Below are 25,993 nucleotides of genomic sequence, written 5' to 3'. Positions count from 1 at the left end.
GGTAATCTCCTGCGGCCCCTCATGGCGCGCCTTTTGCACGACCTTCGAGAATTGGTTCTTGGCGTCCTGCAGCTGCCACTCCATCGTCCTGCTCCAAGCTAGCCTGTCTAGCTATATAGCTCCGATCTGCGGCGCAGTGAAGCGCAAACTTTCCCAATTGTGGATGGTTTTTGCCGGAATTGCTGAGCACCTAACATATAGAGAAAAACATCCGATAATGCAATCTTATCGGATGTTATTATTATCCGACGTGACGTGCGGTTTAGCGGCAAATGTCTGGCATGAACTGCTCGCTTGCTTTATGCTTCACCGCATGGATTCGTTTGCTGCCCCCTCTCCGACGCTGCCGGTCCGGCCGGCCAAACTGCCCGGCTGGGCGCTGTCGCGTGGCCGCGAGCACAGCGAGGCCGAGGCCGCCTTTGCCGCCGGCATCGCTCTGAAATCTCTGGATGATCTCGTCCGCGCCGAACCTGCCTGGGCCGGCTGCTGGCGCTCGCGCCAGGCCCTGAAATGTGCCGCAGTCGCCGTCCGGTTGATGGGCCGCAATGAGGAACAAGCGGCGCTTCGTGACGCCATTCTGCTCACCGCTGATGGTGACGATCCGGGGCCGGCCGGAAGCATGTTCTGGGCGTTCAAACGGCTGGCAGGCAAGAGGCGGGCGATCAACAGCAAATTCCTGGAGGAACTGACCGCGCTTATGGGGTTGCGCCGGGAGGGGGTGAATGAAGTTGCCGATGCGTTCGATAATGCCGCGCAGTCGGACCGCGCTGTTCCGTTCGCGGTCGCTGCGCTTGTGACACGGGTTTGCGTGGCACGACCGGATGCCGAGATTCTTGCCTGGTGGCTGGCCGACCGGCTCTTGGCGGAAAGGCTCGGTTGGGGTGTTTGTCTGCCGTTGCTGATGGCGGAACGGTATAGCGCCGCCTTCCGCACCACCGGCGGCCGCGGGCGGCTGCGGCCCGGCGAGGAGGGTTTTGATCGGGCAGTGTGCCTGGCTTTGGTCGAGGGGGTTGGTGCGGCATTGCGCTCGGCCGGCGACATTGCGCTGCGTGCCGACCAACTCCTCGCGGCCGCCCCGAAGGTCAGGACCAAGGGGGCGGCACCGGTGATCCGCACGCTGCTCGACGCGGACGCCGTGTCCGCCTCCGCGCCGGGCGCCAACCTGTCCCGATGGGCGGCCACGCGCTTGTTCCAACGGCTGGAAGCGCTTGGCGCTGTCCGCGAACTGTCGGGCCGGGCGTCGTTCAGGATCTATGGGTTGTGACGATGGTCGGAGCAAGCGCATCTAAGGCAGCGAGAGCGAGGAGCAGGACGAGGCCCGAGGACAATGTCCTCATTGATCGCGAGCTGGAGGATTTGCCACCGGATTTGCGCTGGCGCGAATGGATGCTCAGGGTGGAGGCGGTCATCTTTGCCGCCGCGGAACCGGTGGGCCGCGAGATTTTGGCGCGCGTGGTGGGCAATGATTGCAGCATCGATCTCCTGATCGACGATATCAGAGAGGAGCTCAGCACCCGCCCTTACGATATCGTCGCGGTCGCCGGCGGCTGGCAGCATCGAAGCCGCTCGGCTTACGCGCACGCGATCCGGGCGTCACAAATATCGACACGCTCGTCTTCCGCATCTCTGTCGGAGCATGAGGCGGCGGTGCTGATGGCGATCGCCTATCTGCAGCCGGTGACGCGTGGTGATCTATCCCGCATGTTCGGCAAGGAGGTGAGCCGCGACACGATCGCCGGCCTGCGCGATGCCGCCTTCATTGCCTCAGGCCCCCGCAGCCCGACGCCGGGTGCGCCTTACACCTATGTGACGACGAAACGGTTCCTGTCCGTCTTCGGTCTCGAGACGCTGCGGGACCTGCCGGATATGGAGGCGCTGGAGGATGCCGGGTTGCTCAGCCGGCAGGCGCTCGAGGAGGAAGACTTCGCAGAAGAGAGCTCGGACGGCGACGATCGGAACTAGGCAGACACGCGTTGGTCAGCCAAGAAATGTCTGCTTGCGAGGGGACGCGCGAACCGTCGATCGACTGCCCCTGGTCTTTACTTGGACGGCGATCAGCGAAATAGTCGCCCGATGAAGATCCCGCTCAATCCCCCGATCGTCCGGCGTCCGTTCGGCCACTACAATCACGGCCTCCTCGTGCCGGAAGGCGCCCGGCTGCTGGTCACGTCAGGACAGTTGGGGATCGCTGTCGATGATGTGGTGCCCGGTACCGTCGAGGAACAGGCGGCGCTGTGCTTCGAGGCGATCGGAGCAATCCTCAGCGACGGCGGAATGGGTTTCGAGGACGTGATCCGGATTGCCGGCTTCGTGACAAGGCGCGAAGATTTTCCGGCCTATATGGCCATTCGAGACCGCTATACCAGGACACCCTTGCCGGTCTCGACGCTGATCATCGTTTCCGGTTTCACGCGGCCGGAATTCCTTGTCGAGGTCGAGGTGACGGCGGCGAAGCTTCCCTGACGATCAGAACCGTTCCATCGTCGTGCCGACCTTTTCGAGAAACCGCGTGCGCGTTTCCTGCGTCGATTGGTTCATGTTGTAATGGGCGAGGAAGGTCACGGGCGCCCCGATCCTGATCTGGGCGCGGATCACCCGTTTGACGATCTTCTTGGGCGGATTGCCGGCGACCCAGGCGCGGAAGGGCGTCGCGCCGTAGGTCAGCACCGCGCCGAGTTTCCGGATGTGCCGCAGCCGCGACTGCACCTTGCCATCGACGAGTTCGAACGAGATGCCGGGAAGCCAGACGCGGTCGAAATAGCCCTTGAGCATGGCCGGGAAGCCGAAATTCCAGACCGGCGTGACGATGACAAGCGCTTCGGCCGCCTTCAGCCGGTCGCAATAGGCGCCGACGAGTTTCGTATTGTCAGGATAGTCGTGATAGACGAGCCGGTCATGCCGCGACATGACGGGATCGAAGCCTTCGGCATAGAGATTGCAGTCGTCAACCTCATGGCCGGCCTTGCCGAGGCTTTCACGCGTCTGCGCGTGCAGAGCCGCGCCATAGCTCGATTCGACGGGATGGGAATGGAGCAGCAGGACGCGCATCAGGCGGCTCCCAGTTCTTCCAGTCCTGGGAAGAGGTAGGTCTTGCCGGCGCGGAAGTCGAAGTCCGGGTTTTCCCAGGCGATCATCTTGCCGGGATTGAGCAGTCCTTTCGGATCGGTCTCCTGCTTGAAGGCGAGCTGCACTGTGTCCGTGCGCTTCATGCCGCCTTCCTCGAGCGTGTATCGGTGCGGGTTGAAGATCGGGCAGCCATTGTCCTCGTGGATGCGGATGATCTCCTCCAGCCGTTCCTCGGTCGTGTAGCGAACAAGCGGCAGGCCGGAGCACTGGATCTCGCCGTTGAAACGGATGAATTCGAGATGGCCGGGCACTTCGTCGCCGAAGATTTGGGTCATCTTCCGGACCAGCTCGACATGGTCCGGGCCTGGATACTGGACCTGCAGATAGGTGAATCTGGGATCGACCTTGATCGCGCGCAGAGTCGTGTGGTTCCAGGCGAGCTCGTAGGCATGCGGGATACCCTTCATGCTTTCGACCCTGTCGGAGCGGAAGGTGATCTCGGCCTTCTGGCTCTTCGCGAAGGCCTCGAACGCATCCATCGCGAAATCGGCGATCATCAGAACGGCGACCGACTGGCCGTCCTTGATCCACGGCTTGTGGCGGGAAAAATAGAGATGCGGGATCGGGGCCGCGATCGGCGCGATCTCCTTGGTCAGGATGCCGTTCTCATGCGCGAGCGCATCGCAGAAGCGGACCGAATCCATGAAGTCGCCGAAGCCGACCAGCACGTCGACCCAGTCATAGGCCGGGGCAAGCGGCATCTCGACCTCGGTGATGATCCCGTTGGTGCCATAGGCGTGGCTCACCTTCTGCAGGTCGCGGCCGGTCAGGTCGAGGACGCGCGGCTCGGCCTCCATGGTGACGACGCGCAGGCGGAGGATATTGCCGAGGTCGCGCAGGCCGCCCCAGGTGATCGAGCCGACGCCGCCCGAACCGCCGGCGATGAAGCCGCCGATCGTCGCCGTCTGGGCGGTGGACGGATGGAAGCGCAGCTCCTGCTTCGAATGCGCCTTGGTCTGCTTGTCGAGCTCGGCGATGACGATGCCCGGCTCGGCGACGACGCGGCCGAAGGAGATCGACTTGACCTTGTTCATGTTCTGCAGGTTGAGCACGATGCCGCCGGAGAGCGGCATGGCCTGGCCGTAATTGCCGGTTCCTGTTCCCCGCGGCGTCACCGGCACGCCATGGGCGAAGGCAACCTTCAGCGTGCGGAGGACCTCTTCCTCCGATATCGGCGAGACGACGAGATCCGCGGTGACATTGTCGAGCTGGGCCTTCAGGATCGGCGAATACCAGTAGAAATCGCGGCTCTTCTGCTTGACCAGCGCCGGGTTGTCCTCGATGGCGATTCCCTCGAGTTCCTTCTTGATCTGCTGGTAGTCCGGCATGCTAGGCCTCCATGAGTTCGTCGAGTTCGCGATAATCCGGCAGCGCGCGGTCGATCGCCCGGCCGCGCCGGAGCACGACCCGGTCCATTTGCGGACGTGACAGGAATTCGCTCCAGCGACGGGCATTGAAAAGAATGAGATTAGCGGGCTGGCCAACTGCGATTTGCCCCAGTTCCGGTCGACCGAGGATCGACGCCGGTGTCGTGGTCACCACACGAGCGGCCGTGTCGAGCGGGTGGTCGAGATGCAGGATGCGCACCGCCTCGCGCAGCACTTCGACCGGATCGAGATCGCCATAGGCGTAGAAGGGGTCGCGGGTATTGTCGGAGGCGACGGCAGTCTGGACGCCGGCGGCGTCGAGTTCCTTGAACAAGGTGGTGCCGCGCCAGCGCGCGGTGCGGCCGCCATAGCGATCCTGCAGATACATGTTGCACATCGGCAGCGACACGACCGACAGGTCGGCCTCGGCCACCTTGTCGACGATCATGCGCGCCGTGTCCTCATCCTGCCGCGCGAGCGAGCAGCAATGGCCGACCGTGACCGCGCCCTCGAAGCGATGGCGCAACGAAGCCTCGGCGATGGCTTCCAGCGTGCGGGCTTCCTTGTCGTCGGTTTCATCGACATGCAGGTCGATATCGAGCCCGTTCTCGATCGCGGCACGGAACAGCGTGTCGAGCTGGCCCTCGAGGTCAGGACTCATCCGGGTGACGCCGCCGAGCAGGCCGCCATTATCAGCGACGACGTGTACGAGGTCCTCGAAGAAGGCCGTGTCCGCCATCAGATCGAGCGGGAAGAGCGCCACCGCCTGGAGCGCGATCCGCTCTCTCCATCTCTCGCGCATCTCGGTGAAGACATCGAAGGAAATGCGGTGCTGAGGCGCGAGCGCGTCGAGATGGGTGCGGATCAGTTGTGTGCCGTGGGCGTAAGCGGTGCGGAGCGAGAAATCCATGCGGGTCGCGACGTCGCGCGCGGACCACCTGGCTTCCCGGTCAGTCGTCACCGCCTCGATCGCACCCATGAAGGTACCATCAGGATTGCTGCGGCGGTCCCAGATATGGCCCTTGTCGAGATGCGTATGCATGTCGGTGAAGCAGGGCCAGACCATGCCGCCCTGCAGATCGAAGCGCGGCAGGCCATGCGGCCCCCAGCCTGCGGCATCGATCGACCGGACCACGCCGTCGACGACTGAAATGTCGACCCGGCCCAGACCCTCGATCGCCTCGCCGGGCGCCGCCGCGACAGCGACCACGGGAACCGTCGCGTTGGTCAGGACGTAGCGGTCACCATCGGGAGGACGCACGAAAGCTGGCTGCATCAGTTTTCCCTTTTCACGCTGCTTTCGTGCCAGCGATGCAGCACGAGCCAGGAGATGAATGTGGTGGCGGCGAATATCAGCACGCCGAGAACGGAGAGCAGGATCAGCGCTGCGAACAGCCTTGGAATGTTCATGCGGTATTGTGCTTCGAGGAGCCGGAAGGCGAGGCCGGAGCCGGCGCCCGCGGACCCAGCCGCGAATTCCGCGACCACGGCAGCGATCAGCGCGAGGCCGCCGCCGATGCGCAGCCCGGTCATGAAATAGGGCTGGGCCGCCGGGATCTTGAGGTACCACAGTGTCTGCAGCGGGCTCGCGCCATAGAGTTCGAAGAGGTTGAGCAGATTGTGGTCGACGCTCTTCAGCCCCGTCACCATGTTGGAGAGGATCGGGAAGAAGGCGACGAGGAAGGCGCAGATCAAGAGCGCCATCTGGGTCGTCGGCGTATAAATCAGGATCAGCGGCGAGATCGCCACGATCGGCGTGACCTGCAGGATGACGGCGATCGGATAGAAGGCGAGCTCGATCCAGCGCGATTGGACGAGGAAGATCGCGAAGGCCACGCCACCGACCAGCGCGAGCAACAGGGAGACGAGGGTAATGCGCGCCGTCACCAGCAGCGCTGGAAACAGCGTCCACCAATCGTTGACGAGAGCCTTGGCCACGGCAAAAGGGCCGGGCAGGATATAGGGCGGGGCGCCTGTCACCCAGACGATGAACGCCCAGAGCGCGATCAGGACACAGATGACCAGGAGCGGGACGACGACCCTGAGGATCAGGTCGGTGCGTCGCGCATCGCGTTCATTCGCCATCTGCCGGCCGGCCATCAATGCGCCTCCCAGCCGATCGCTTCGAGCAGCGACCGCGATACGGTTTCACAGGTTTGGCGATAGGCTTCCGATGTCCGGTAGTCCGGGGTTCGTTCCCCCGCGGAATCGAGCGGGAAATCGGCATGGACGCGGCCCGGTCGCGCCTTCATGACGACGACGCGGGTCGAGAGATAGGCGGACTCGAACACCGAATGGGTGACGAAGACGACGCCGATGCCGGTCGCCCGCCAGAGCGCCAGCACGTCGTCGTTGAGCTTCTGGCGGGTGATCTCGTCGAGCGCGGCGAAGGGCTCGTCCATCAGGAGAAGCTTCGGCTTGGTGACCAGCGCGCGAGCGATCGACACCCGCATCTTCATGCCGCCCGAGAGTTCGCGCGGATAGGCCTTGGCGAAATCGCTCAGCCCTACGGTTGCCAGTGCTTCCCGGATCGCCGGCTCGGCGGCGCGCTCCGGCATGCCGCGCAGGCGGAGCGGCAAGTAGACATTGCCGAACACCGTCTTCCAGGGCAGCAGCGTCGGCTCCTGGAAGACGAAGCTGATGTCGCCTTCTGGCAATCCCTTGCGGTTGATGCGAGAACTCGGCCAGTCGATCGTGCCGGAGGATACGCCGCCTAGCCCGGCGATGATCCGCAGCGCGGTGGACTTGCCGCAGCCGGACGGCCCGAGCAGGCTCACGAACTCGCCACGTTCGACGGTGAGCGACATGTCACTCAGCGCCAGCGTCCCATTGGAAAACGTCTTCGACACCGACCGCATGCTGACCAGCGGTCTGGTCCGAGCGGAGGTTGGTTCGGTGCCTAGTACGTCCATGAAATGCGATGCCTTGGCTGCAATGGGTTCGCCCCGCCCGGTTTTCGGACGAGGCGCTATGTCGGGCGCGAGCCCGGTCATTTCTTGAGGGCCAGGCCGACGCCCTTGCAGACGAATTTCGTGGTGAAGGCCTTCTTGTAGTCGGTCTCGGGCTTGAAGAGCTTGATGGAGACCATGGCGTCGAAGAACTTCTTGACATGGTCATCGGTCATGCAGCCGATGCCCTTGTCGAGCGCCTCGGCGGATTCGACAATGCCGTATTCCTTGAGCTTGGCGATCGAATAGGCGATCTGGCCATCCGTCATTTCCGGATTGTCCGTCTTGATCAGCTCGTTGGCCGCCTTGTTGTCGCCGTAGAGATAATTGTACCAGCCCTCGATCGAGGCATCGACGAAGCGCTGGACGAGGTCGGGATTGCCCTCGATGGTCGCGGTCTGCGCAGAGATCGTCGTCGAATAGGGCGCGTAGCCGGCATCGGCCAACAGGAAGACCTTGGGCGCCCAACCCGTCTGCTTCTCGATTTCATAGGGCTCTGAGGTCAGATAACCCTGCTGTGCCGACTTGGGGTCGGCTATGAACGGCGCCGGGTTGAAATTATAGGGCTTGTACTGCTCGTCCTTGAAACCGGGGAAGCTCGCCTTCATCCAGTCGAAATAGGTGAGGTAGCCATCCTTGCCGATGAAGATCGTCGGCAGCTTGGCGAGGTCTTCGAACTTTTCGATCCCCTGGTCGGGATGCGCCATCAGGATCTGCGGATCTTTCTGGAAAATGGCGGCGACATCCTGGATCGGAATCTCCTGTTCCACCCCGGTGATCGCTTCCATCGACCCGCCCATGTAGAAATCGATCTTGCCCGCCTTCAAGAGCGCGCTGTTGGCCGCATTCGGCCCGCCCTGGACGATGGTGACCTTCAAGCCGTGCTTCTCATAGGTTCCATCTGCCACTGCCTGATAGAAGCCGCCATGCTCGGCCTGGGCCAGCCAATTGGTGCCGAATTTCACTTCGTCGGCGGCGTTGGCATGGGAGCCGAACGCCAGGCCGAAGCCGAGTGCGGCGATCATTGCGTTGGATTTCAACAGATTGCGCATTTCGCGTCATTCCCCTCTGCAGCGCCGGAACACCGCCATCGACGTTCCGCGACAACAATTGAGCGCTTGTATTGCGTCTTGAAAAGCATCAAATTTCGTGCGCGACGATGCCTTTTTGGCATAGGTGTCGTAACGGATGCTCAAAAAGGCATCGCGCTCAATTTTTCGGCAAGGAGTCCCGGATGCTGCATTCCCGCAAGCTGCTCTATATCGACGAAATCGCCCGCTGCGGGTCCATCCGGAAGGCGTCGGCCCGGCTCAATGTCGCGTCCTCCGCGGTCAACCGGCAGATCCTCGCGCTGGAGGAGGAAATCGGCGCGCCGATCTTCGAGCGGCTGCCGCGCGGGCTGAGATTGACCGCTGCAGGCGAGCTCTGCATCGAGCATATCCGCGAGGTGCTCAAGAATTACGAGAAGCTCGAAGGACGGATCCGCGGGCTGAAAATGCCGCAGGCCGGCAAGGTGTCGATGGTGGCGACCGTGGGCCTCGCTGCCGGGCCGCTGCCGGAGATCCTCGCGCGTTTCATCGAGACCCACCCGCGCCTGCGCATCCAGTTGCGCAACGATGGCGGCTCGACAACGATCCATCCGGTCGTATCCGGCGAGGTCGATCTCGGCCTCGGCTTCAACATACCGCCGACGCCGGGCATCCGCACGCTCGCCAATTTCGACGTGCCTCTCGGCGTGGTGTTGCCGCCCGGCCACCGACTGGCCGAGCAGGAACGCGTGAGCCTCATCGATGTTGTGCAGGACCGGCTGGTGCTGGCCCAACCGGGCACCAGCCTGCGCGAGGTGATCAATCTCGCGCTCGCGCCGCTGCCGGTGCCGGTCGAGCCGATCCTGGAAACCAATTCATCCGAGATGATCAAGCAGATGGTGAAGCTCGGCACCGGGTTGTCGCTGCTCAATCCGCTCGACGTGCTCTGCGAGTGCCGCCGCGGTGAGCTCGTCTACCGGCCGCTTGCCGACCCCTATGTCCGCCATCAGCAGATGAAGATCTTCACCCGGGCGCGGGCGCCGCTCGATGCGGCGACCAGCGTGTTCGTCGAATTCCTGACGGGCGAACTGCTGGAGATGGTCCGCGAGGTTCAGGGCCGGATCGCGACGGTCGGCGCCGGCGCCTAGCGAGAGTAGAGATTGGCGAGCGGATAGTTCGCGACGTCCTCAAGCAGGCCGATGAAGCCCTCGGCGATATGGGCGCATATCCGCGCGCCCTTCTCGGCGGTGGCGCTCGCGGCATCGCCGACCACGCCGGATGGATTGAGGTCATGGGCGATCCAGGCCAGCGAATGTGGTGGCAGCGGCTGCAGGAACCGCGTGTTCTGCTTCATCCACTCCGCCTTGGAACGGAAGTTCTCGGCCCTGGCCATTTTCACCAGATCGGGCCGGAAATGCAGCATCATCGACGTCTCGACCTCGCCGCCATGGATGCCATAGGCGACCTCATGAGCGCTGATCAGACCCTCGGGCAGGCCGAAGCGCGACCATTGCGTCGAGACAACGGCCATCTGGTAGCGCACGCGGATTTCGCGTGCGACGATGCCCATGACGTCGAGATTTCCGCCATGCGAATTGACGATCACCAGCTTGCGCAATCCGGCTTCCGCGACTTTCTGGCCGATCGCGGTCCAGGCGGGGATCAGGATCTCCGCGCCGAACGAGAGCGTTCCCGGTCCATGGATGTGCTCGTTGGCCTTGCCGATCTCCTGGGTCGGCAGCACGAGGATGCCGAGGTGATCCGGCAGCCGCTTGCGCACCTCGGAAATCATGCCGTTGGCGATGGTGACGTCGGTGGCGACAGGCAGGTGCGGGCCATGCTGCTCGGTCGAGGCGATCGGCAGCACGGCGACGGTCTTGTTGGGATCCAGCAGGGCGAATTCGGGGCTCGTCAGTTCGTTCCAGAAGAAGGGTTTCCCCATGAGACATGCTCCGTCGCGCCATCGCCCTTTCCCCGGATTAGGAAAAAAACATGCACTCGAAAAGCATCAATTTCCGCCTGCATTGATGCCTTTTTGCGGGCAGGCGGGAAGCGCCGCGTGCCCGTTTGGCTCGGCCCGGCCTACAGGCCCATGGCCTTCAGTTCCTGCAAGGGCGGGATGGTCTCATACATGTGCGGATCGAGCCGGTCCCAGAGGATGCCGCACGTCGGCTTGTGCGGCCCTTTCACATGGATTGTCCGGGTCGGCGTGAAGATGACGTCGGCGACGGTGTCGTAGACATCGGGCGTCAGCTTTTCGTCCAGCACCTGGCAATCGTGCACGACGGCAGCCGATGGCGTCGCCGTGGAAATCCGGCCGATGCGGTGGAGCATGCCCCATTCGGCATCGAAGAAGCCATGGCCCTTGCCGAAGCGCACGCCCTCATGATTGATCGCGCCGGTGCCGGTGACCATGTAGTCGATCTCAGGCATTTTTGCGATGTCCTTGAGGCTCACCGGCTGGCCGACTCGCTCCATGCCGTCGAGCGTCGAGGCGTAGAGCAGAAGGTCCGGCGCGATCCATTTGGGATTGAGCAGCCAGAAGCCACGCTTGATCGAATAGGTCGTCATCAGCACGGTCTTGCCGTCGAGCAGCGCCTGATGCCTGAGCCGGTCGAGGCAATTGTCGGGTGTGATGAAGATGAAATTGGAATTCTTGTAGAATTCGTGGTCCGTCAATCGTGCGACGGCCTCCTCGCCGCCTTCGAAATCCGCGATGAACTCGCCGAAATCATAGTGGAAGCGGCTGTCGGGAACCGCGACCTTGCGCAATTCGCTCCAGACCCGTTCGCGCACCGAGGCCTTGTGGTCGACGATATCCATGGAGAACTCCCTTGTTCTATTCGGCGGCGCGCATGCCGCGCTGGGCAAGCACCCGCCGCTCGATGACGAAGACGATTTGATAGAAGAGGACGGAGATCAGGACCGAAACGACCGCGACGGTCCAGATCATGCCGTAGTCGAGATAGCCGCGTGACTGGTTGAGCAGGTTGCCAAGCCCTGTGCCGGTGGCCAGCCATTCGGCGATCATGACGCCGAGCAGGGCGCGGGGGACAGCCAGCCGGGTGGCGGCGAAGAGATAGGGCAGCGATGCCGGCACAGAGACCAGCTTCAACTGTGTGAAGGCGCTCGCGCCATAGGCACGCGGCACGTCGAGCGCAGCGCGGGGCACGAGCGACAGGCCTTGCGCCATCGTCACGAAGGCCGGGAAGAAGGTGACCGAGATCGTGATCCAGAGGATCACGGACGGGCCGCGTCCAAGCAGCAGCACGAGCAGCGGCGTCAGCGCCACGAGCGGCATGGTCTGGGTGACGAGCGCCACCGGCATGAAGGTCCGGACGATTCCCGGCCGGACGACCGAGGCGATCGCCAGCCCGAAGGCGAAGCCGATGCCGAGCGTCATGCCGACCAAGGTCATGGGCAGGGTCTGGGCCAGCGCTTGCAGCAGCCTGAGTTGCGCCGCGTCCGAACCGGGCTGCAGGAAGAGATAGTCGAAGAGCCCGGCCGGCGTCTTGGCGATCATCGCGGGCGTGCCCATCAGGACGAGGAGCAGCCACCAGAGCGCGATGGGAAGCAGGATCGAGCCGAGGCTCAGGGCGACACCGAGCCAGAGCGGCCAGCCGTGGCCTCCTGTACCGGGTGGTGTGGCCGGCATGGTTACAGCCTTGGTCGCACCGGTGAAGCGATGGGCGATCAGCGAGAAGACGGCATAGGCCAGACCTGCGATCAGCGTCGCTGCGAGGCCGATGCCCCAGAGCCGGTCGGGCTCTGCGCGGCCGAGAGAACCGAGCAGGTAGGCGCCCAGCCCGAAACGGCCACCGCCGCCGAATTCCGCGAGGATCGATCCGAGCACGGCATTGGGCGCGGCGATCCGCAGGCCGGAGAGAATGGAGGGCAGGGCGGAGCGGGCCTGCACGAGGAGCAGGATCTTCCAGCGGGCGCCGCCATAGGCGCGCACCACATCGACCATCCGGCCATCGGCCTGGGTGATGCCGGTGACGGTCGCGGTCATGGTGACGAAATAGCAGGCGATGGCCGCGAGCACGACGCGCGGCGTCATGCCGGAAAAGGTCAGCACCAGAAGCGGCGAGATGGCGATCGGCGGCAGCGCGAAAAGCGCGATATTGACGCCGCGGCCGAGGCGGGCGGCAGCGGGAAACAGCGCGAAGACGGCGCCTGCCACGACGGCGAGCAGGTTGCCGATCAGGAAGCCGAGGCCGGCACCTTCCAGCGTCGCCCAGACATGCGGCGGATAGTCGGCCCGGTCGGTCCAGAGGCGGAGCAGGACGGCCGATGGCGCCGGCAGCGCACCGCCGGCAACGAGCTGGAAGCGGCCGAGGAGTTCCCAGGCGACAAGCAGAATGAGCCAATTGCGCAGGGTGGCGAGGCGGGTTGATTGGGGGCTCACGCGCGGACCCTCGCTGGCCTGTTAGGTGCCGCCGGTTCCGCTTGCTCCCGCTTCTCCCCTTGGGGAGAAGGTGGCCCGAAGGGTCGGATGAGGGGTTCCCATAAACGCCGAGCGAGAGGGTTGGAACCCCTCATCGCCTCGCATGCGCTCGGCACTTCTCCCCAAGGGGAGAAGCGAGAACGAGCCGCACCGCCGCCATACCGATATGCAATGACCTTGCATGCAGCGGGCCTCGCTTCGCGAAGGCTATTCCGTGCCGACCCGCACATCTCCACCTCAATGGCCATTGAGCGCTCCGGCAATCTCGTCTTCCAATTTGTGAAACTCGGCGCTCGCAAAAATGTCCGGCCGGCGCGGCCGTGCGAGCGGAATATCGACGATACGGCCGATACGGCCAGGCCGACTCTGCATCACCACGACCCGGTCGGCGAGAAAGACGGCCTCGTCTATGCCGTGGGTGACGAGCAGCGTGGTCGCGCGGCTTTCCATCCAGATGCGTTGCAATTCGATATTCATCTGACGGCGAAGGATCTGGTCGAGGGCACCGAAGGGCTCGTCGAGGAACAGAACCTTGGGATCGGTGACCAGCGAACGGGCGATCGCGACGCGCTGGCGCATGCCGCCCGAGAGTTCGCCCGGAAGCGACTTCTCGAAGCCGGCAAGGCCGACGAGCTTGATCAGACCCGCGATCTTTTCCGCCTTGTCCCGGCGCGGAATGCCCAGTACGTCCAGCGGCAGCGCGATATTGTCCTCGACCGTGCGCCAGGGCATCAGCGCCGCATCCTGAAAGGCGACGCCGGTGATGCCGGCGCGGGCGGCCTGAGAGGGAAGCAATCCGGTCACCTTGACCGTGCCGCCATCCGGCGCGTCGAGGCCGAGCGCGATGCGCAGCATGGTCGACTTGCCGCAACCCGACGGCCCGATCAGCGCCGTGAACGACGCTGCCGGGCAATCGAGCGAAACATGGTCAAGCGCCTGCACGGTCGCGCCGCGCCCCTGAAAGGCGCGCGACACGTCTTCGAGGCGGATGCCCGAACTGTCGGTCATGCGATCTCCGCAAGCACCGACGTGTCGAAATGCTCGCGCTTGGCGGCGATGCCGACTTCGGCCAGCGCCTTGATATTGGCCTCGATGGCCTCGTCGGTCATCGAGAAGATGCCTGCCGGCGACTCGATCAGCGGCTTCTGGGCTGCGTTGAAATAGACCTCGTTCTCGATCGAGCGGCCGGTACCCTTGAACCATGTGTCCTTGAAGGTCGGCGGATAGGCGGCCGGGTCCTTGAGGTTTTCTTCCCAGCCCTTCTTGGAGGCCTTGAGGAAGGCGACGATTTCCTTGCGCTTGGTCTTGAGCGCCTCGTCGGTGACGACGACGGTGTCGTTGAAGATGGTGAAACCGAAATCGTAGAGCAGGAAAGAGACGGCATCCTCGCCGGCCTGCTTGATGGTGAAGGGCACATTGGTGGTGAAATCGAGAGAAGCATCGATCTCGCCCTTGATCAGCGGCGTGGGATCATAGGCATAGGGAACGATAGTGACTTGGCTCTTGTCGACGCCGGAGATCTTCAGCATCGCCTCGACCGAGATGACGTTGACCGGCGGCACGGCCAGCGTCTTGCCGATCAGGTCCTTTGGCTCCTTGATCGGGTTCTTGGCGAGCGAGACGATGCCGACAGGGTTCTTCTGGTATTGCGCGCCGATGATCTTGAAGGGTGCGCCCTGTTCGACGATCGCCTTGATGGTGGTGTCGGGCGTGGTCAGCGTCAGGTCCGCCTTGCCGGCGATGATGGTGCTTTCCGGGATCACGTCGGGGCCCCCGGAGAGATAGGCGAGGTCGAGGCCCTCGTCCGTGTAATAGCCCTTGTCCAGGGCAGTGAAATAGCCGGCAAATTCGGCATCGTTGATCCAGGAAGCCTGGAAGGCGAAGGGCGAGGCGGCATGGGCGAGGCGGCCCATGGCCGGATAGGCGGCTGCCGCGCCCATGAGGCCGAGGAAGCGGCGTCTGTCGATGGTGAGAGTCATGGCTTTGTTCCCCTGTTGTTGGTTACGTCTGTCATGCGACGCCGCGGATATGAGCAAGTTCCCGAAGCGGCGGTATTTCATGGATCTCCTGGGGTGCCAGAAGTTCCCATTTGATGCCGCGCGGCCGACGGCCGGATCGCTCGACATGGATGAGGCGCGAAGGCGTGGCGATGAAGTCGACCGGGATATCGGTCGCACTCATCTGCAGGTGATCATCGACCACCTGAACATCGTGGACGATGGCGGCGACCGGAGTGGTATCGAGTACCAAGCCCAGATCGGTGAACATCCCCCATTCGAGATCGAAGAAACCGTGACCCTTGCCGAAACGCACGCCATCGACCGACACGGCGGATGCGCCGGTAGCCATGAAATCGAAGCGTCCCAGCGCCGCGACGTCTTCCAGTGTCACCGGCCGCGCGAAATGCTCGATGCCGTCGAGCCAGGCGGCATAGCGCTCAGCCCCCTCGGGCACGGTATCCGGTGCGAGATAGAGGAAGCCGCGCTGGATATTGTAGGTCGCGGTCACCGTTGGCACCCGGGCCATAATGAGGCGTCGGCGCAATTCCGTCATCGAATTGTCCGGCGTGACGAAGGCCAGGCGGCAATCCTTGAAAGCGGGAAGTGCCGTTATGCGATCGGTCGCGGCTTCGACGCCCTCGAAGTCCGGAATGAAATCGGCGAACTGCATGTGGAACCGCGTGTCGGGTCGGGCGACGCTTTTGAGGCGTTCCCAAATCCGCTGGCGCGTGAGACGTGAAGTCGACATGCGGGGCCTCGGCAGTTTCATTGTTTCATGATGATGAAACATCAGTTTCATCATTGCAAGAGGTGTGCTAGTGTTTTTTTATGCAGCGTTCTTTTGAGACCAGGGAATCGGGAATTACATGGCATCACGTCTGGTCTTGCGCATTCAGGAACGGTATTCGCGGCTGACCAGCGGCGAACAGAAGCTGGCACAACTGGTTCTCGACCGGCAGGACGACATCCTGACCCATTCGGCCACCGAGATCGCCGAGATGGCCGGCGTGTCGAAGGCGACCGCGGCACGCTTCTTCCAGCATCTCGGCTATGCAGATTTCAACGAGGTCAAGCTGCAGGCGCGCGAGGAGCGCAATCGCACGGAGCCTTACGACTACTCGGTCACAAAGTCTGAGCAGGTGGCGCTGGGGCGGACGATCGGTGCGCATCTCGAACTCGAACTGAGGAACCTGACCAAGACCTTCGAGGAAATGCGCTCAGACAAGGTGCGCGAGGCAGCTGAACTGATTGCGGCTGCGCCACGGGTCTGGGTGCTCGGCATGGGCTCGGAAGAGGGCTTTGCCCGCTATGCGCGGCTCCTGTTCTCGCGGCTGCGCCACGGCGTCATGATCCTGGGGATCAACCAGGGATCCTGGGCCGAGGATCTGGCCATGACCGGACCGAAAGATGCCCTGCTGCTGATCACGCTGCCACCGCACCAGACCGTGCTGAAGCCGATCCTGAGCTATGCCCAGACCAGCCGGCTCAACGTGATCACCATTACCGACCGCAATTCCATGCTGGAATCGCAGCGCTATTCCAAGGTGGTCCTGCCCTGCCATGTGGCCAGCTTCGGCCTCGGCGCGTCCCACACCGCCGTTTCGAGCGCGATCAGGCTGCTGGCGCTGACCTACGCCGCCCAAGCGGGAAAATCAGCCCAGCAGCGCGCCGAAATTGTCGCCAGTATCCACGACGAGCTGGGCGATATGTGACATAGCTTGGGTCCCGAGGTATGCCAGTCAAACGCCGCTAGATGCGACGATGGCAGCGGCGACGGACGCAATCGTGACGTTTGATGTCTGCGCCTTGTCCCGGAGGCGACGATAGGCTTCGTCTTCGGTGATGTCCCGGCTCTCGCAGAGGATGGCGACTGCCTTCTCGATGACGCGGCGTGACTTCAGCGTCTCGTCCAAGGTGCGGATGCGCTGCTTGAGGCGGTTTTCGTGGTTTGCGACGCCGAGCGCGGTCGTCAGTGCCGCCAGTATTCCGAAGATGCGGATCGGCTTGGAGATCACGCCATGCGCGTTCACGCGCTGCAACTCCCCGAGGATTTCAGGTGTTTCAAAGGCAATGATGGCGATACGGGCAATTGCCTGGGCACCGGACATCCAGGACAGCGACCGGTCGTCCTGGTTCCGGTTGAGCAGAAAGAGGACGACGTCGACCTTGTCGGGAAGCGCATCCGGCGGTGGCCACCGGCATTCGACGGTGCAGCCGACGCGCTTGAGATGGGCGAGCAGGATCTCGCGCTCGGAATCCTCCGGATGAATGACGAGCATATGCACGCGGCGCAATTGCCGCAGCAGGCTTCCATCATTCACGCGAAGATTCTCCGTCATACCGGAACACGCTGGCCAATCGATCGGTCATAGGCGACCAGATAGGGATCGGCTCTCACCATCTGTGGGCCACGCCAGACGACGTCGAACTCGCCATCCTCGTTCGACAAGCCGACCAGTGGCCGCAGCAGAAAATGGTTCGTATCCGCGTCCAACACCGCGTCGCCACCCGGACTTTTGAACACGATTTCCGGGAGCGCCGCAAGCACGGCCTGGCTGTCCGTGGTTCCCAATCGCGCCACGGCCTGTGCATAGACATGCAGTTGCGTATAGCAGACTTCGGAATAGACGCCGGGCCGGGATTGCTCTCCGAAACGTCTGGCAAAGGCTTCCCGGAACCGCCTGTTATCAGGCAGGTCGAGCATGCCGAAGTAAGGCAGCACCGAGAGGTGCCCCTTTCGCGCAGCGACAGGCATCCTGGCAAGCTCCGATTCCGTCGTCGTGAGCGAGGCGATGGGCGGCATGCCCACGCCATCAAACTGCGAATGGCATTCGTAGAGCCGCACGCTTTCGTCGCCAACCGTCGTGGAAATGATGGCGTGAGCGCCCTGGTCTCGCACCGACTGGAGGAACGGTGAGAATTCTCCCGGCTGGGTGCCGAATTCGAAATATTTCGGCCCGACGATCCGGCCGCCGCTATCGGCGACGAATTCCATCACGATGCGGTTGATCTCCCGCGCATAGAGCGTGTCGGAGCCGATCAGCGCGATGTTCTTGCCGTGGTTCTCGAACACATATTCGAGGAGCGGCACGATGACCTGGTTGGGTACCGCGCCGCCATAGATCACATTGGGCGAATATTCGAAGCCCTCATAGACCGAGGGATAGAACAGGATGCCGTTGAACCGCTCCACGACCGGCAGCACGGCCTTGCGGCTGGTCGAGAGGCAGCAACCGAAAATGGCATCGACGCCGTGCTTGAGCAGCAGTTCGGTCGCGAGCTGCGCATAGCGCTGGTCGCTGCCGGCCGGATCGAGGATGATTGGTTCGATCATGCGCCCGCCCGCGCCGCCGGCCGCGTTGATCTCGTCGCATGCGAGAAGGATACCTTGCAGATGCGCGTTCTCGCTCACCGCCATCGTGCCGCTTTGCGAGAACAGGACGCCGACCTTGATTGTTTCCATCGTCATGATCCTAGACCGCGCCTCCCAACTTGTTATCGATCCAGGCCGCCACGGCAAGCAAGGCCTCATCTTTGCCCGGCCGGCCCATCAGCATCATCCCGACGGGCAGCAGGCCCCCGGCGCGCGGGATCGGGATCGTGATGCAGGGAAGACCTGCGAGATTTCCGATCCAGCAGAACCAGGTCATGCTGTCCTGGGTGCTGACGCGGCGGCCCGAAAATTCCTGCCAGTCCTCGTCCTCGCGGGGAGCGACGACAGGCAGGGTCGGCAGGACAAGCGCGTCCCAATCGCCCAGATTTTTCGTCAGCGTTTCGACGAGGTGGCCGCGAATGCGCTGGGCCTTCAGGAGGTCGAGGCCCGTCAGCATTCCGCCTGCCGTCAGATGGGCGCGTGTGACGGTCGAATAGGCGCTCATGTCGGCATCGCTGCGCTGGACGTGATAGGCCGAAGCCTCGCAATGGAGAATGGTTTCCCAGGCCGCGAAATAGCTGTCCATGTGATCGAGGGTGCTGTCCCGTACCGAGGCGTCGGAGGCTTCGAGCGCCGCCTGCAATGCGTTATTGACCTCGTCGGACCGTTCTAGCCTGGGACCCACGAGATGAATCAGTTTCGGTGTCCCGGCCGGCGGCGCGGCTTCGAAGGGCTTGGCGCCGCGTGTCGTCGGATCAAGCGAATCCTGCCCGAGGAAGTGGGGCAGCAACAGCGCAATGTCCGCGAGCGTCGTGGTTATCGGCCCCGGGGCATCCAGCGACCAGCTGAGCGGCAGCACGCCGTGGCGTGATGCCCGGCCATAGCTCGGCTTGAAGCCATAGATGCCGCAGGCCGCGGAGGGAATGCGGACCGACCCGCCGGTATCGCTGCCGAGTGCAGCGGCGACGATGCCGGCCGCTACGGCGGCGGCCGATCCACCGCTGCTGCCGCCGGTGATGCGGTTCCGGTCGTGGGGATTGCGGGTCGGTCCGAAGCTTGAGGTGCTGTTGGTGGCGCCATAGGCCCATTCATGCATGTTGGTCTTGCCCAGCACCACGGCGCCGGCGCGGCGGAGATTGGCGACAACGGTCGCGTCCTGCCCGGAAGGTTCCGACGGCAAGGCATTCGAGCAGGCGGTGGTCGGATAATCTGTCGTCAGGTAGTTGTCCTTCACGGCAATCGGGATGCCATCGATCGGGCTGAGCGGCTGCCCCAGCCGCCGTCTTTCGTCCGCCGCCCTGGCCTGTCGCATGACAATTGGCTCATCGATGGCGACGAAGGCGTTCAGGTCCGCAAACGCTTTCGCGCGGCCAAGCGCAGCTTCGGCCAGGGAGGATGCTGTCCGGCTGCCATCGGCCAGGGCGGCGATCTGGGAAGACATGGATTGCGGCGCAGGCATCATGAGCGCTCCTCGGCCACGAAGCCATGCGCCGGTTCGGGCAATGGCACCGTGAATTTCCTTAAGCCGCCACGGATGCGCCGCAGCGTCGCTTCGATCATCTTCAGTTGGTCGTCGGTGAGTTCGTTCCGGTCGGTCATGTCAGACTCCCAGCAATTCCTGCTGCAATTGGCGGTTGGCGCGGAAGCTCTCGCGATCGGTCTCGAGGCGGATTTGGCCCTTCTCCATCACGTAGAGGCGCTCGGCGATCGAAAGACAGAAATCGAGGTCCTGCTCGGCGACCAGGATGGCGATCTTCCGCCCCTTGTTGATGCGTTTGAGGATCCCCGAAATGTCGTCGATGATCGACGGCTGGACGCCTTCGGTCGGCTCGTCCAGCAGCAGGATCCGGGGCTGGATCGCCAGCGCCCGGGCGAGCGCGAGGATCTGCTGCTGCCCGCCCGAGAGACCGCCGGCAAGGTCATCAGCCTTCGCCTTCAGGATCGGAAAATCCTCCATGGCCTCGGTAACAGCGTGCTTACCGTTATGACCATTGGCCTCGGCGGCGACCGCGATGTTTTCGATGACGGTCATGCGCGGGAAGACATAGCGTCCTTGCGGCACATAGCCGATGCCGAGGCGGGCGCGTTTGGCGGGCGAGGGCGGCGCCGTGGCGCCGTCGATCTCGACGCGGCCCTGTGTGGCGGGCAACAATCCGGTGGCGAGGCGCATCAAGGTCGATTTGCCGACGCCGTTGCGGCCGAGCAGGCCGACCACCTCGCCTGCTTGCACTGTAAGCGATACGTCGCGGACGATCATTGTCTTGCCGTAGCCGCTTGTGGCATTGACGATGCTAAACATGCTGGCGCCTCCCGAGATAGATATCGAGGACGCGCTCATTGGCCCTCAGCGTGTCGATGTCACCCTCGGCGAAGACCTCGCCCTGGTGCAACACGGTGACATGGCCATCCAGCGTCCGGACGAAATCCATGTCGTGCTCGACCACGATCACGGTCGTGTGCCGGGCAAGGGTACGGACGAGGACCGAGAGTTCCCGTGTTTCCTCGTTGGTCATGCCCGCAGCCGGTTCGTCGAGGAAGACGATGCGGGGTGCGAGGCAGAGCACCATGCCGATGTCGAGCCATTGCTGCTGGCCGTGGGACAGGGCTGAAGCCTGCACGGCGGCCTGCGCGGAAAAGCCTAGCATGTCCATGATTTTGGTGCTTACCTCGTCGGCCGCCTTGGGATCACGAGTCCGGGCATAGGCGGCGATCCAGAGGTTGTCGCGAACGGAGAGAGCGCCGAACACCTGCGGCTTCTGGTTCTTCACACCCATGCCGTCGCGGACACGGGCGAAGATGGCCTTTCGGGTCACGTCGCCACCACCCATTTCGATCCGGCCGGCCTCGGGTCCGTAGATGCCGACGCAGGTCTTGAGATAGGAGCTCTTGCCCGCGCCGTTCGGCCCGATCAGGGAATAGGGCCGGCCCGGTTCGAAGCTTCGCGTGACGCGATTGACCGGGATGACGCCGCCGAAGCGCTTGAGCAGATCTGTGGTGGTGAGGCGCTTGGCAGGGCCCGCCCGGCGCGCCGCGTCGTCGAGAATGCCGTCCAGCACCGCCTCGTCAATGACAACGGGCTTGCAATCCTTGGCTGCGTCATTGGCATCGGGAAGGGCGCGCCTCCAGAGATCGCCGGCAGTGCCGACGAGTCCGTTGCGCAGGAACAACACGAGCACAATCAGCACACCACCGAGGATAAGAGTGGTCTGGCCGCTGACGGCGCCGCCGCCGAGCCAGTAGGACAGGCCGCCGATCGCAAGCGCCCCGACAAAGGCGCCGGCCAGCGTGCCGAGGCCGCCGACAAGCACATAGATCGGCACGAGAAGCGCTTCCTGCACGGAGAAGATCGATGGGCTCAGATAGTTCGACCATGCGCCGAACAGCGCTCCGGCCACGCCGGCCACCGCACCGGCATAGGCGAAATTCGCAAGCTGGTATTTGCGGATGTCGTAGCCGAGCAATTCGGCCTTCTGTGCGTCGATGCGGATGCAATCGATGACCTTGCCGAAGGTGCCCTTCAGCAGCCAGCGCGTCAGAAAGTAGACAATGGCCGAGATCAGGATCACCAGAACGAGCGCCGAAGCGGGTCCGAGCGCTTCGCCGGCAGGGTCGAGCGCAAGCACAGAGCCGGGAATGTTGGAGAGCCCATTGTCGCCACCGATTTCGGCCTCGCCGACCTTGAGCATGAGCGATTGCGACAGCGACCAGAGCAGCAGGGTCAGCGTGTAGGTCAGGATCGTGCTTTGCAACGGCCCCATTCTCGCGAAGAAGATGATGCCGCCGAGTGCGGCGGCGGTCACCGCACCGAAGGCTGCACCACCCAGTACGGCCCAGATGACCGAGCCTCCGGTGACCGGAAGGAGATTGATGGCGACGACGCTGCCGAAATAGCCGCCGAGGCCGAAGAAGGCCGTCTGCCCGAGGCTGAGCAAGCCGCCGCGGCCCCAGACGATGTCGAGGCTCAGGCCGAGCAGGCCGAAGATGATCCAGGATGTCGCGACATAGGCGAGATAGGGGTCGATGAAGCCGGCCGAGGCAAGGCCGAGGATTGTGGCGGCGGCCGGGAAGACGAGGCCGGCATTCCTGTAAAGAAAATGTGAGCTGTTCATCTGTCCGGTCCTCACATCTTGCGCCGCCAGTTGGCGGAAATGCCCGAAGGGAACAACCAGAGGATCAGGGCCGTGACGAGGAAGAAGAAGACATCGCCGGCGACCGAGGTCAGGAAGCTCGCTGTCACCGAGGTGCCGCCGCCGAGGCCGAGCGCGGCGATGACGCTGCCGGTCAACGTGACCGGTCCGGCAACGACGACGGTCAGGAAAGCCTTGATGACGAAGGCGAAACCCATGGATGGCGTTGCCGGCACGATGGGAAGAAGAACGGCGCCGGCAAAACCGGCAAGGCCGCAGCCGATCGCGAAGGTGATGGTGTTGACGCGCTTTGCCTCGATGCCGATCGCAAGTGCCATTTCCGGCTGCTGGATCGATGCACGGGCCTTCCGGCCATAGGCGGTTTTGGTCATCAGAAGATAGACGAACACGGTCATGGCCGCGGCCACCACGATCATCAGCAGCGGATAAATCGCCAGGCTGTAATCACCGATGCGCAGGCTATAGGGCGGCATGCCGATGCCCGGCGTCACCGTGCCGAAGATCAGGACGGCGAGCTGGTAGAACACCATGCTCAGGCCCCAGGTCGCGAGCATCGTATCGAGAAGTCGCCCGTAGAGCCGGCTGATGATCAGCATTTCGACGAGCGCGCCGATCGCCATCGTCACCGCGACGGCGATGGGGATGGACAGCAGATAGGGCACGCCGGCTTGCGTTGCGGACAGGGCCGCATAGGCGCCGATCATCAGGAACTCGCCATGTGCGAGGTTGATGACGCCCATCAGCCCGAAAACGACGGCGAGCCCGATCGTCGCGATCAGCAGGATCGATGCGCTTGACAGTGACGACAGCAGAACCGTCGCCAGATAGTCGACTTCCATTGGAACCTCCGGAATGGCGCGCCCGGCAGCGGGCGCGCGCCTGCCTCATTCAGCTTCGGGCGAGAAATGCTTGGCGAGCGTGGGATTCGCCACGAGATCGCACTTGTCGTTCTCGTAGAGCGGAGGCGTATCCTCGAACGTTTCGACGATCTTGAAGCTGTGCTTGTCGTCGCCTTCGGCAATGTAGATGTTCTGCCGCAGGTGATGCGATCCGGGCTCCAGCGCGACCTTTCCATTGGGGGCGTCGAAGGTCAGGCCGCTTTCGAGCGCGGCGATGACAGCCGAAGACTCGGCCGAACCGGCCTTCTTGACGGCCTCGGCCCAGAGATGAACGGCGTTCCAGACATCGACGGCCTCGGAGACGATGGGCGTGTCGGAACCGTATTTCGCGGTCCACAGCTTGACGAATTCGGCATTGACGGGGTTGTCGACGACCATGAAGTAGCCCTGGCTGGCGATCAGCCCCTTGCCGGCATCCGGCGACACCACGACCTGCTGGTTGCCTGAGCCGTAATTGGTCGAAACGACGCCGATGCTGTCCTTGAGGCCGGCGGCGGCGAACTGTTCGAGGAAGCCGGTCTGGTTGGCGCCGACCGGCAGTGCGACGACGAAGTTCGGCTTGGCCGCCTGGATCTTCTGTATGGTCGGCGAATAGTCCGTGACCGTCAGTGCCAGGAAATCCTCGCCGACGACTTCCGCGCCCATCGATTCCGCATATTCGTGGACCCAGTGAGCCGAGATAGTGCCGAAATTGTAGTCCGGCGCCATGATGTAGATCTTGTTGCCGTATTTCTTGACGGCCCAGTCGATCAGCACCGAGAGCTGCTGCGAGGCCGACGGACCGGTGACGAATGTCTGCTTGTCGCAGGCGCCGCCTTCATAGAGCGAGGCATAGAAATAGGGAACATTGGCCTTGCGCACGATCGGCCGGATCGCCTCGCGCGACGAGCTCGTCAGGCCCGCAAACAGCGCATCGACCTTGTCGCTCATCAGGGCCGTGTTGGCGTACTGGATGTACTTGCTCTGCTCGGACTGGGCGTCATACGACACGACCGAGATCGGCGCACCGAGCAGACCACCCTTGGCATTGATATCCTCGACGGCGAGGGTCAGCGCGTTGTTCTGCTGAATGCCGTAGATGTTGAGGCCGCCGGTGAGATCGAAGATCGCGCCGATCTTGGTCTCGGCCAGTGCGGTGCCTGCGAAAAGCGCTGACAGTCCCGCCAAGGACAGAGTGAGAAGCTGTTTTTTCATGTCGTGTTCCCCTTCGCTTGTGCGAGTAGGGCAGAACACCAATAGACATAAAAAAAGCGCCGTTATCCGAACCGGTGTTCCGACTACGTCGCCTAGGTTTTCGTGCGCCTCATCGCGCAGCTTTAATCATGTTCAATTGCTGACCAATGTCAAGAGCCAACTTTCTTGGCTGCCAGACGCAGCACAACGACGCTTGGCCGCTCACTCCTGCACGCGCGTCAGGTAGTCCGCCGTCACGCTCGGGCCGGGAATGATCGCCACGATCTTCATCTGCGCGATCGTGCGATTCACTGTCGCCTCGATATGGGTTTCCAGCATCGCCGCTGCGGCGGCGGTTGCGCCGCGCATGAGCAGTTCGGCGACGAGCCTGAATTCGGTGATGACGGTCGGATCGCCCGGCAGGCCCAGTCGGCCGAGGAGACGCTCGGTTGCCGTGACCGGCAACAGGTTGTTGCGGATCAGGTCCTGAAGCCGTTCGTTCGGCGTGGACAGCACGCAGATCTCGATGAAGCGGGCTTGGATGTCCTCGAGATCCTTGAGGAAATCCTTGGTCTGCCGGTGTTCGAGCTCACGGAGCCGATCGAACAGCCGTGTCAGCGCATCGCGGTCAATATACGGGGCGCCAGAGACAAGCGCCTGGGGCTCCAGCATGCCGCGCAATACGAAATGGTCCTTGACCGTCTGCGCGGTCAGCGGGCCGGCGATCCAGTGCGAGGACTGGTTCTTGCGCACCAGCCCGCGCTCGCGGAGCCGCGTCAGCACATCGCGCACCACAGTGCGGCTGACGTTGAAGTGATTGGCGATCTCGATCTCGATGATCCGGTATTGGCCGAAAACGACGCAGCCCGCCACATCGCGCTCGACGACATTATAGATCCGCTCCCAGGAGGACCGGCTCTGCAACGCCTCGTCGGCATGCTGGGGGACGATCAGGCCGAGCGTCTTGATGTCGGTGCGGTTGGGCTCCAGCGTCTTGCTGTCGGGGCCGACGAGATAGCCGCGGCCCTTGAACCGATGCACGAGGCCATCTGCCTCGAGTGCCTGCAGCGCGCGCTGCACCGGCGCGCGCGAAATCTGCAGGATCTCAGCGATGGGGCCTTCGAGCAGCACCAGGCCGGGCGGCAGGACGCCTTCCGCGATGTTGGTGCGCAATACGTCCTCGGCGATTTCGTACCGTCGCTGCGTGTTCTGTGCGGGGCGGCTATCGACCATGAAATCGCCAGATCCTCATTTCGTGTCGACACTGTTTACGGCATTTCGTCGCGAGCGTCATGATCGAGTTAAAATGACTTTTGCATACATAGTGTGCAACAATATTGTGGGAAGTCCAGCGCCTTTCTGATGCGACGCGAATTGAGTGTGGCGGGGAGATTCCGTTACTCCTATCCAGAAACAGCCAAAAACGGAGAGAGGAGCTGTGGGAGCGGCCTATTGCGAGCCATTTTTCCCTTGGCATTAACGCC

27 protein-coding genes are annotated in these 25,993 nt (G+C 63.2%); 5 read left to right on the top strand and 22 right to left on the bottom strand.

Annotation, left to right across the window (positions count from 1 at the left end; translation table 11 throughout):
- Window positions 1–84, bottom strand: an 84-nt coding sequence (locus AC2YI2_RS22125; protein WP_487388665.1) for a type II toxin-antitoxin system prevent-host-death family antitoxin, incomplete at its 3' end; no start/stop codon positions are given.
- Window positions 85–313: 229 nt separating this feature from the next.
- On the opposite strand from AC2YI2_RS22125, the gene AC2YI2_RS22120 reads away from it, so the two are divergent.
- The 3 genes from AC2YI2_RS22120 to AC2YI2_RS22110 all read left to right on the top strand — a co-directional run bounded on the left by AC2YI2_RS22120 (window position 314) and on the right by AC2YI2_RS22110 (window position 2,463).
- Window positions 314–1,264, top strand: coding sequence for a DUF1403 family protein (locus AC2YI2_RS22120; RefSeq protein WP_487388664.1), 951 nt, complete (start codon window positions 314–316; stop codon window positions 1,262–1,264).
- A 2-nt stretch (window positions 1,265–1,266) separates the two neighbouring features.
- Window positions 1,267–1,962: an SMC-Scp complex subunit ScpB gene (gene scpB / locus AC2YI2_RS22115; protein ID WP_487388648.1), complete on the top strand. Its 696-nt coding sequence runs from the start codon at window positions 1,267–1,269 to the stop codon at window positions 1,960–1,962.
- 111 nt (window positions 1,963–2,073) lie between these two features.
- On the top strand, window positions 2,074–2,463 hold the full coding sequence (locus tag AC2YI2_RS22110) for a RidA family protein (protein ID WP_487388647.1): 390 nt from the start codon (window positions 2,074–2,076) through the stop codon (window positions 2,461–2,463).
- A gap of 3 nt (window positions 2,464–2,466) precedes the next feature.
- On the opposite strand, the gene AC2YI2_RS22105 is transcribed toward AC2YI2_RS22110, so the two are convergent.
- The 6 genes from AC2YI2_RS22105 to AC2YI2_RS22080 all read right to left on the bottom strand — a co-directional run bounded on the left by AC2YI2_RS22105 (window position 2,467) and on the right by AC2YI2_RS22080 (window position 8,493).
- Window positions 2,467–3,048, bottom strand: coding sequence for an NAD(P)H-dependent oxidoreductase (locus AC2YI2_RS22105; RefSeq protein WP_487388646.1), 582 nt, complete (start codon window positions 3,046–3,048; stop codon window positions 2,467–2,469).
- Complete coding sequence (locus AC2YI2_RS22100) at window positions 3,048–4,454, bottom strand: FAD-binding oxidoreductase (protein ID WP_487388645.1); 1,407 nt, start codon at window positions 4,452–4,454, stop codon at window positions 3,048–3,050. Before AC2YI2_RS22100 ends, AC2YI2_RS22105 begins: the two co-directional genes overlap by 1 nt.
- A 1-nt stretch (window position 4,455) precedes the next feature.
- Entirely contained in the window at window positions 4,456–5,769 is a 1,314-nt protein-coding gene (locus tag AC2YI2_RS22095) for a cytosine deaminase (RefSeq protein WP_487388644.1), read from the bottom strand.
- Window positions 5,769–6,593 (bottom strand): ABC transporter permease, encoded by an 825-nt coding sequence (locus AC2YI2_RS22090; protein ID WP_487388643.1) that lies wholly within the window; start codon window positions 6,591–6,593, stop codon window positions 5,769–5,771. The genes AC2YI2_RS22095 and AC2YI2_RS22090 overlap by 1 nt, the downstream gene beginning before the upstream one ends.
- Window positions 6,593–7,405, bottom strand: a complete 813-nt coding sequence (locus tag AC2YI2_RS22085; protein WP_487388642.1) for an ABC transporter ATP-binding protein — start codon at window positions 7,403–7,405, stop codon at window positions 6,593–6,595. Before AC2YI2_RS22085 ends, AC2YI2_RS22090 begins: the two co-directional genes overlap by 1 nt.
- Window positions 7,406–7,482: 77 nt before the next feature.
- A complete protein-coding gene (locus AC2YI2_RS22080; protein WP_487388641.1) occupies window positions 7,483–8,493 on the bottom strand; it encodes an ABC transporter substrate-binding protein in 1,011 nt (336 codons plus the stop codon).
- Window positions 8,494–8,675: 182 nt separating this feature from the next.
- Here AC2YI2_RS22080 and AC2YI2_RS22075 point away from each other — a divergent pair, with 182 nt between their 5' ends.
- Window positions 8,676–9,617 (top strand): LysR family transcriptional regulator, encoded by a 942-nt coding sequence (locus AC2YI2_RS22075; RefSeq protein ID WP_487388640.1) that lies wholly within the window; start codon window positions 8,676–8,678, stop codon window positions 9,615–9,617.
- On the opposite strand, the gene AC2YI2_RS22070 is transcribed toward AC2YI2_RS22075, so the two are convergent.
- The 6 genes from AC2YI2_RS22070 to AC2YI2_RS22045 form a co-directional block, all read right to left on the bottom strand.
- Window positions 9,614–10,411: a creatininase family protein gene (locus tag AC2YI2_RS22070; protein ID WP_487388639.1), complete on the bottom strand. Its 798-nt coding sequence runs from the start codon at window positions 10,409–10,411 to the stop codon at window positions 9,614–9,616. The two genes, AC2YI2_RS22075 and AC2YI2_RS22070, sit on opposite strands and share 4 nt — an antisense overlap.
- A 140-nt stretch (window positions 10,412–10,551) precedes the next feature.
- Window positions 10,552–11,292 (bottom strand): 5-formyltetrahydrofolate cyclo-ligase, encoded by a 741-nt coding sequence (locus tag AC2YI2_RS22065; protein ID WP_487388638.1) that lies wholly within the window; start codon window positions 11,290–11,292, stop codon window positions 10,552–10,554.
- Between the two features lie 16 nt (window positions 11,293–11,308).
- Window positions 11,309–12,877 (bottom strand): ABC transporter permease, encoded by a 1,569-nt coding sequence (locus AC2YI2_RS22060; RefSeq protein ID WP_487388637.1) that lies wholly within the window; start codon window positions 12,875–12,877, stop codon window positions 11,309–11,311.
- A gap of 276 nt (window positions 12,878–13,153) precedes the next feature.
- Window positions 13,154–13,924, bottom strand: a complete 771-nt coding sequence (locus AC2YI2_RS22055) for an ABC transporter ATP-binding protein (RefSeq protein WP_487388636.1) — start codon at window positions 13,922–13,924, stop codon at window positions 13,154–13,156.
- A complete protein-coding gene (locus AC2YI2_RS22050) occupies window positions 13,921–14,895 on the bottom strand; it encodes an ABC transporter substrate-binding protein (protein WP_487388635.1) in 975 nt (324 codons plus the stop codon). The genes AC2YI2_RS22055 and AC2YI2_RS22050 overlap by 4 nt, the downstream gene beginning before the upstream one ends.
- Before the next feature lie 31 nt (window positions 14,896–14,926).
- Window positions 14,927–15,664 (bottom strand): 5-formyltetrahydrofolate cyclo-ligase, encoded by a 738-nt coding sequence (locus AC2YI2_RS22045; protein WP_487388634.1) that lies wholly within the window; start codon window positions 15,662–15,664, stop codon window positions 14,927–14,929.
- A gap of 118 nt (window positions 15,665–15,782) precedes the next feature.
- Here AC2YI2_RS22045 and AC2YI2_RS22040 point away from each other — a divergent pair, with 118 nt between their 5' ends.
- Window positions 15,783–16,628, top strand: a complete 846-nt coding sequence (locus AC2YI2_RS22040; RefSeq protein WP_487388633.1) for a MurR/RpiR family transcriptional regulator — start codon at window positions 15,783–15,785, stop codon at window positions 16,626–16,628.
- A 27-nt stretch (window positions 16,629–16,655) separates the two neighbouring features.
- On the opposite strand, the gene AC2YI2_RS22035 is transcribed toward AC2YI2_RS22040, so the two are convergent.
- The 9 genes from AC2YI2_RS22035 to AC2YI2_RS21995 all read right to left on the bottom strand — a co-directional run bounded on the left by AC2YI2_RS22035 (window position 16,656) and on the right by AC2YI2_RS21995 (window position 25,742).
- Complete coding sequence (locus AC2YI2_RS22035) at window positions 16,656–17,237, bottom strand: ANTAR domain-containing response regulator (RefSeq protein ID WP_487388632.1); 582 nt, start codon at window positions 17,235–17,237, stop codon at window positions 16,656–16,658.
- Between the two features lie 14 nt (window positions 17,238–17,251).
- Complete coding sequence (locus tag AC2YI2_RS22030) at window positions 17,252–18,385, bottom strand: transporter substrate-binding protein (RefSeq protein ID WP_487388631.1); 1,134 nt, start codon at window positions 18,383–18,385, stop codon at window positions 17,252–17,254.
- A 4-nt stretch (window positions 18,386–18,389) separates the two neighbouring features.
- Entirely contained in the window at window positions 18,390–19,751 is a 1,362-nt protein-coding gene (locus tag AC2YI2_RS22025; protein WP_487388630.1) for an amidase, read from the bottom strand.
- Window positions 19,748–19,888, bottom strand: a complete 141-nt coding sequence (locus tag AC2YI2_RS22020; RefSeq protein ID WP_487388629.1) for a hypothetical protein — start codon at window positions 19,886–19,888, stop codon at window positions 19,748–19,750. The genes AC2YI2_RS22025 and AC2YI2_RS22020 overlap by 4 nt, the downstream gene beginning before the upstream one ends.
- Window position 19,889: 1 nt before the next feature.
- Window positions 19,890–20,588 carry an ABC transporter ATP-binding protein gene (locus AC2YI2_RS22015; RefSeq protein WP_487388628.1) on the bottom strand — a complete coding sequence of 233 codons (699 nt, stop codon included), beginning with the start codon at window positions 20,586–20,588 and terminating at the stop codon, window positions 19,890–19,892.
- Entirely contained in the window at window positions 20,581–22,398 is a 1,818-nt protein-coding gene (locus tag AC2YI2_RS22010; protein WP_487388627.1) for an ABC transporter permease subunit, read from the bottom strand. The genes AC2YI2_RS22015 and AC2YI2_RS22010 overlap by 8 nt, the downstream gene beginning before the upstream one ends.
- 11 nt (window positions 22,399–22,409) lie before the next feature.
- Window positions 22,410–23,276 carry an ABC transporter permease subunit gene (locus tag AC2YI2_RS22005; RefSeq protein ID WP_487388626.1) on the bottom strand — a complete coding sequence of 289 codons (867 nt, stop codon included), beginning with the start codon at window positions 23,274–23,276 and terminating at the stop codon, window positions 22,410–22,412.
- Between the two features lie 45 nt (window positions 23,277–23,321).
- Window positions 23,322–24,530, bottom strand: a complete 1,209-nt coding sequence (locus AC2YI2_RS22000; protein WP_487388625.1) for an urea ABC transporter substrate-binding protein — start codon at window positions 24,528–24,530, stop codon at window positions 23,322–23,324.
- Window positions 24,531–24,731: 201 nt separating this feature from the next.
- A complete protein-coding gene (locus tag AC2YI2_RS21995) occupies window positions 24,732–25,742 on the bottom strand; it encodes a GntR family transcriptional regulator (RefSeq protein WP_487388624.1) in 1,011 nt (336 codons plus the stop codon).
- Window positions 25,743–25,993: the final 251 nt, after the last annotated feature.

The sequence above is a fragment of the Rhizobium sp. SRI_017 genome, from assembly GCF_057586295.1.
This window is presented reverse-complemented; position numbering and strand designations above follow the sequence as displayed.

Coding starts and splice junctions, on each gene's coding strand:
- AC2YI2_RS22045 (WP_487388634.1), bottom strand. CDS start 15,664: ATGTCGACTTCACGTCTCACGCGCCAGCGGATTTGGGAACGCCTCAAA.
- AC2YI2_RS22110 (WP_487388647.1), top strand. CDS start 2,074: ATGAAGATCCCGCTCAATCCCCCGATCGTCCGGCGTCCGTTCGGCCAC.
- AC2YI2_RS22030 (WP_487388631.1), bottom strand. CDS start 18,385: ATGACGATGGAAACAATCAAGGTCGGCGTCCTGTTCTCGCAAAGCGGC.
- AC2YI2_RS21995 (WP_487388624.1), bottom strand. CDS start 25,742: ATGGTCGATAGCCGCCCCGCACAGAACACGCAGCGACGGTACGAAATC.
- AC2YI2_RS22105 (WP_487388646.1), bottom strand. CDS start 3,048: ATGCGCGTCCTGCTGCTCCATTCCCATCCCGTCGAATCGAGCTATGGC.
- AC2YI2_RS22005 (WP_487388626.1), bottom strand. CDS start 23,276: ATGGAAGTCGACTATCTGGCGACGGTTCTGCTGTCGTCACTGTCAAGC.
- AC2YI2_RS22055 (WP_487388636.1), bottom strand. CDS start 13,924: ATGACCGACAGTTCGGGCATCCGCCTCGAAGACGTGTCGCGCGCCTTT.
- AC2YI2_RS22000 (WP_487388625.1), bottom strand. CDS start 24,530: ATGAAAAAACAGCTTCTCACTCTGTCCTTGGCGGGACTGTCAGCGCTT.
- AC2YI2_RS22065 (WP_487388638.1), bottom strand. CDS start 11,292: ATGGATATCGTCGACCACAAGGCCTCGGTGCGCGAACGGGTCTGGAGC.
- AC2YI2_RS22050 (WP_487388635.1), bottom strand. CDS start 14,895: ATGACTCTCACCATCGACAGACGCCGCTTCCTCGGCCTCATGGGCGCG.
- AC2YI2_RS22080 (WP_487388641.1), bottom strand. CDS start 8,493: ATGCGCAATCTGTTGAAATCCAACGCAATGATCGCCGCACTCGGCTTC.
- scpB (WP_487388648.1), top strand. CDS start 1,267: ATGGTCGGAGCAAGCGCATCTAAGGCAGCGAGAGCGAGGAGCAGGACG.
- AC2YI2_RS22010 (WP_487388627.1), bottom strand. CDS start 22,398: ATGAACAGCTCACATTTTCTTTACAGGAATGCCGGCCTCGTCTTCCCG.
- AC2YI2_RS22025 (WP_487388630.1), bottom strand. CDS start 19,751: ATGATGCCTGCGCCGCAATCCATGTCTTCCCAGATCGCCGCCCTGGCC.
- AC2YI2_RS22090 (WP_487388643.1), bottom strand. CDS start 6,593: ATGGCCGGCCGGCAGATGGCGAATGAACGCGATGCGCGACGCACCGAC.
- AC2YI2_RS22095 (WP_487388644.1), bottom strand. CDS start 5,769: ATGCAGCCAGCTTTCGTGCGTCCTCCCGATGGTGACCGCTACGTCCTG.
- AC2YI2_RS22015 (WP_487388628.1), bottom strand. CDS start 20,588: ATGTTTAGCATCGTCAATGCCACAAGCGGCTACGGCAAGACAATGATC.
- AC2YI2_RS22020 (WP_487388629.1), bottom strand. CDS start 19,888: ATGACCGACCGGAACGAACTCACCGACGACCAACTGAAGATGATCGAA.
- AC2YI2_RS22085 (WP_487388642.1), bottom strand. CDS start 7,405: ATGGACGTACTAGGCACCGAACCAACCTCCGCTCGGACCAGACCGCTG.
- AC2YI2_RS22075 (WP_487388640.1), top strand. CDS start 8,676: ATGCTGCATTCCCGCAAGCTGCTCTATATCGACGAAATCGCCCGCTGC.
- AC2YI2_RS22100 (WP_487388645.1), bottom strand. CDS start 4,454: ATGCCGGACTACCAGCAGATCAAGAAGGAACTCGAGGGAATCGCCATC.
- AC2YI2_RS22040 (WP_487388633.1), top strand. CDS start 15,783: ATGGCATCACGTCTGGTCTTGCGCATTCAGGAACGGTATTCGCGGCTG.
- AC2YI2_RS22120 (WP_487388664.1), top strand. CDS start 314: ATGGATTCGTTTGCTGCCCCCTCTCCGACGCTGCCGGTCCGGCCGGCC.
- AC2YI2_RS22070 (WP_487388639.1), bottom strand. CDS start 10,411: ATGGGGAAACCCTTCTTCTGGAACGAACTGACGAGCCCCGAATTCGCC.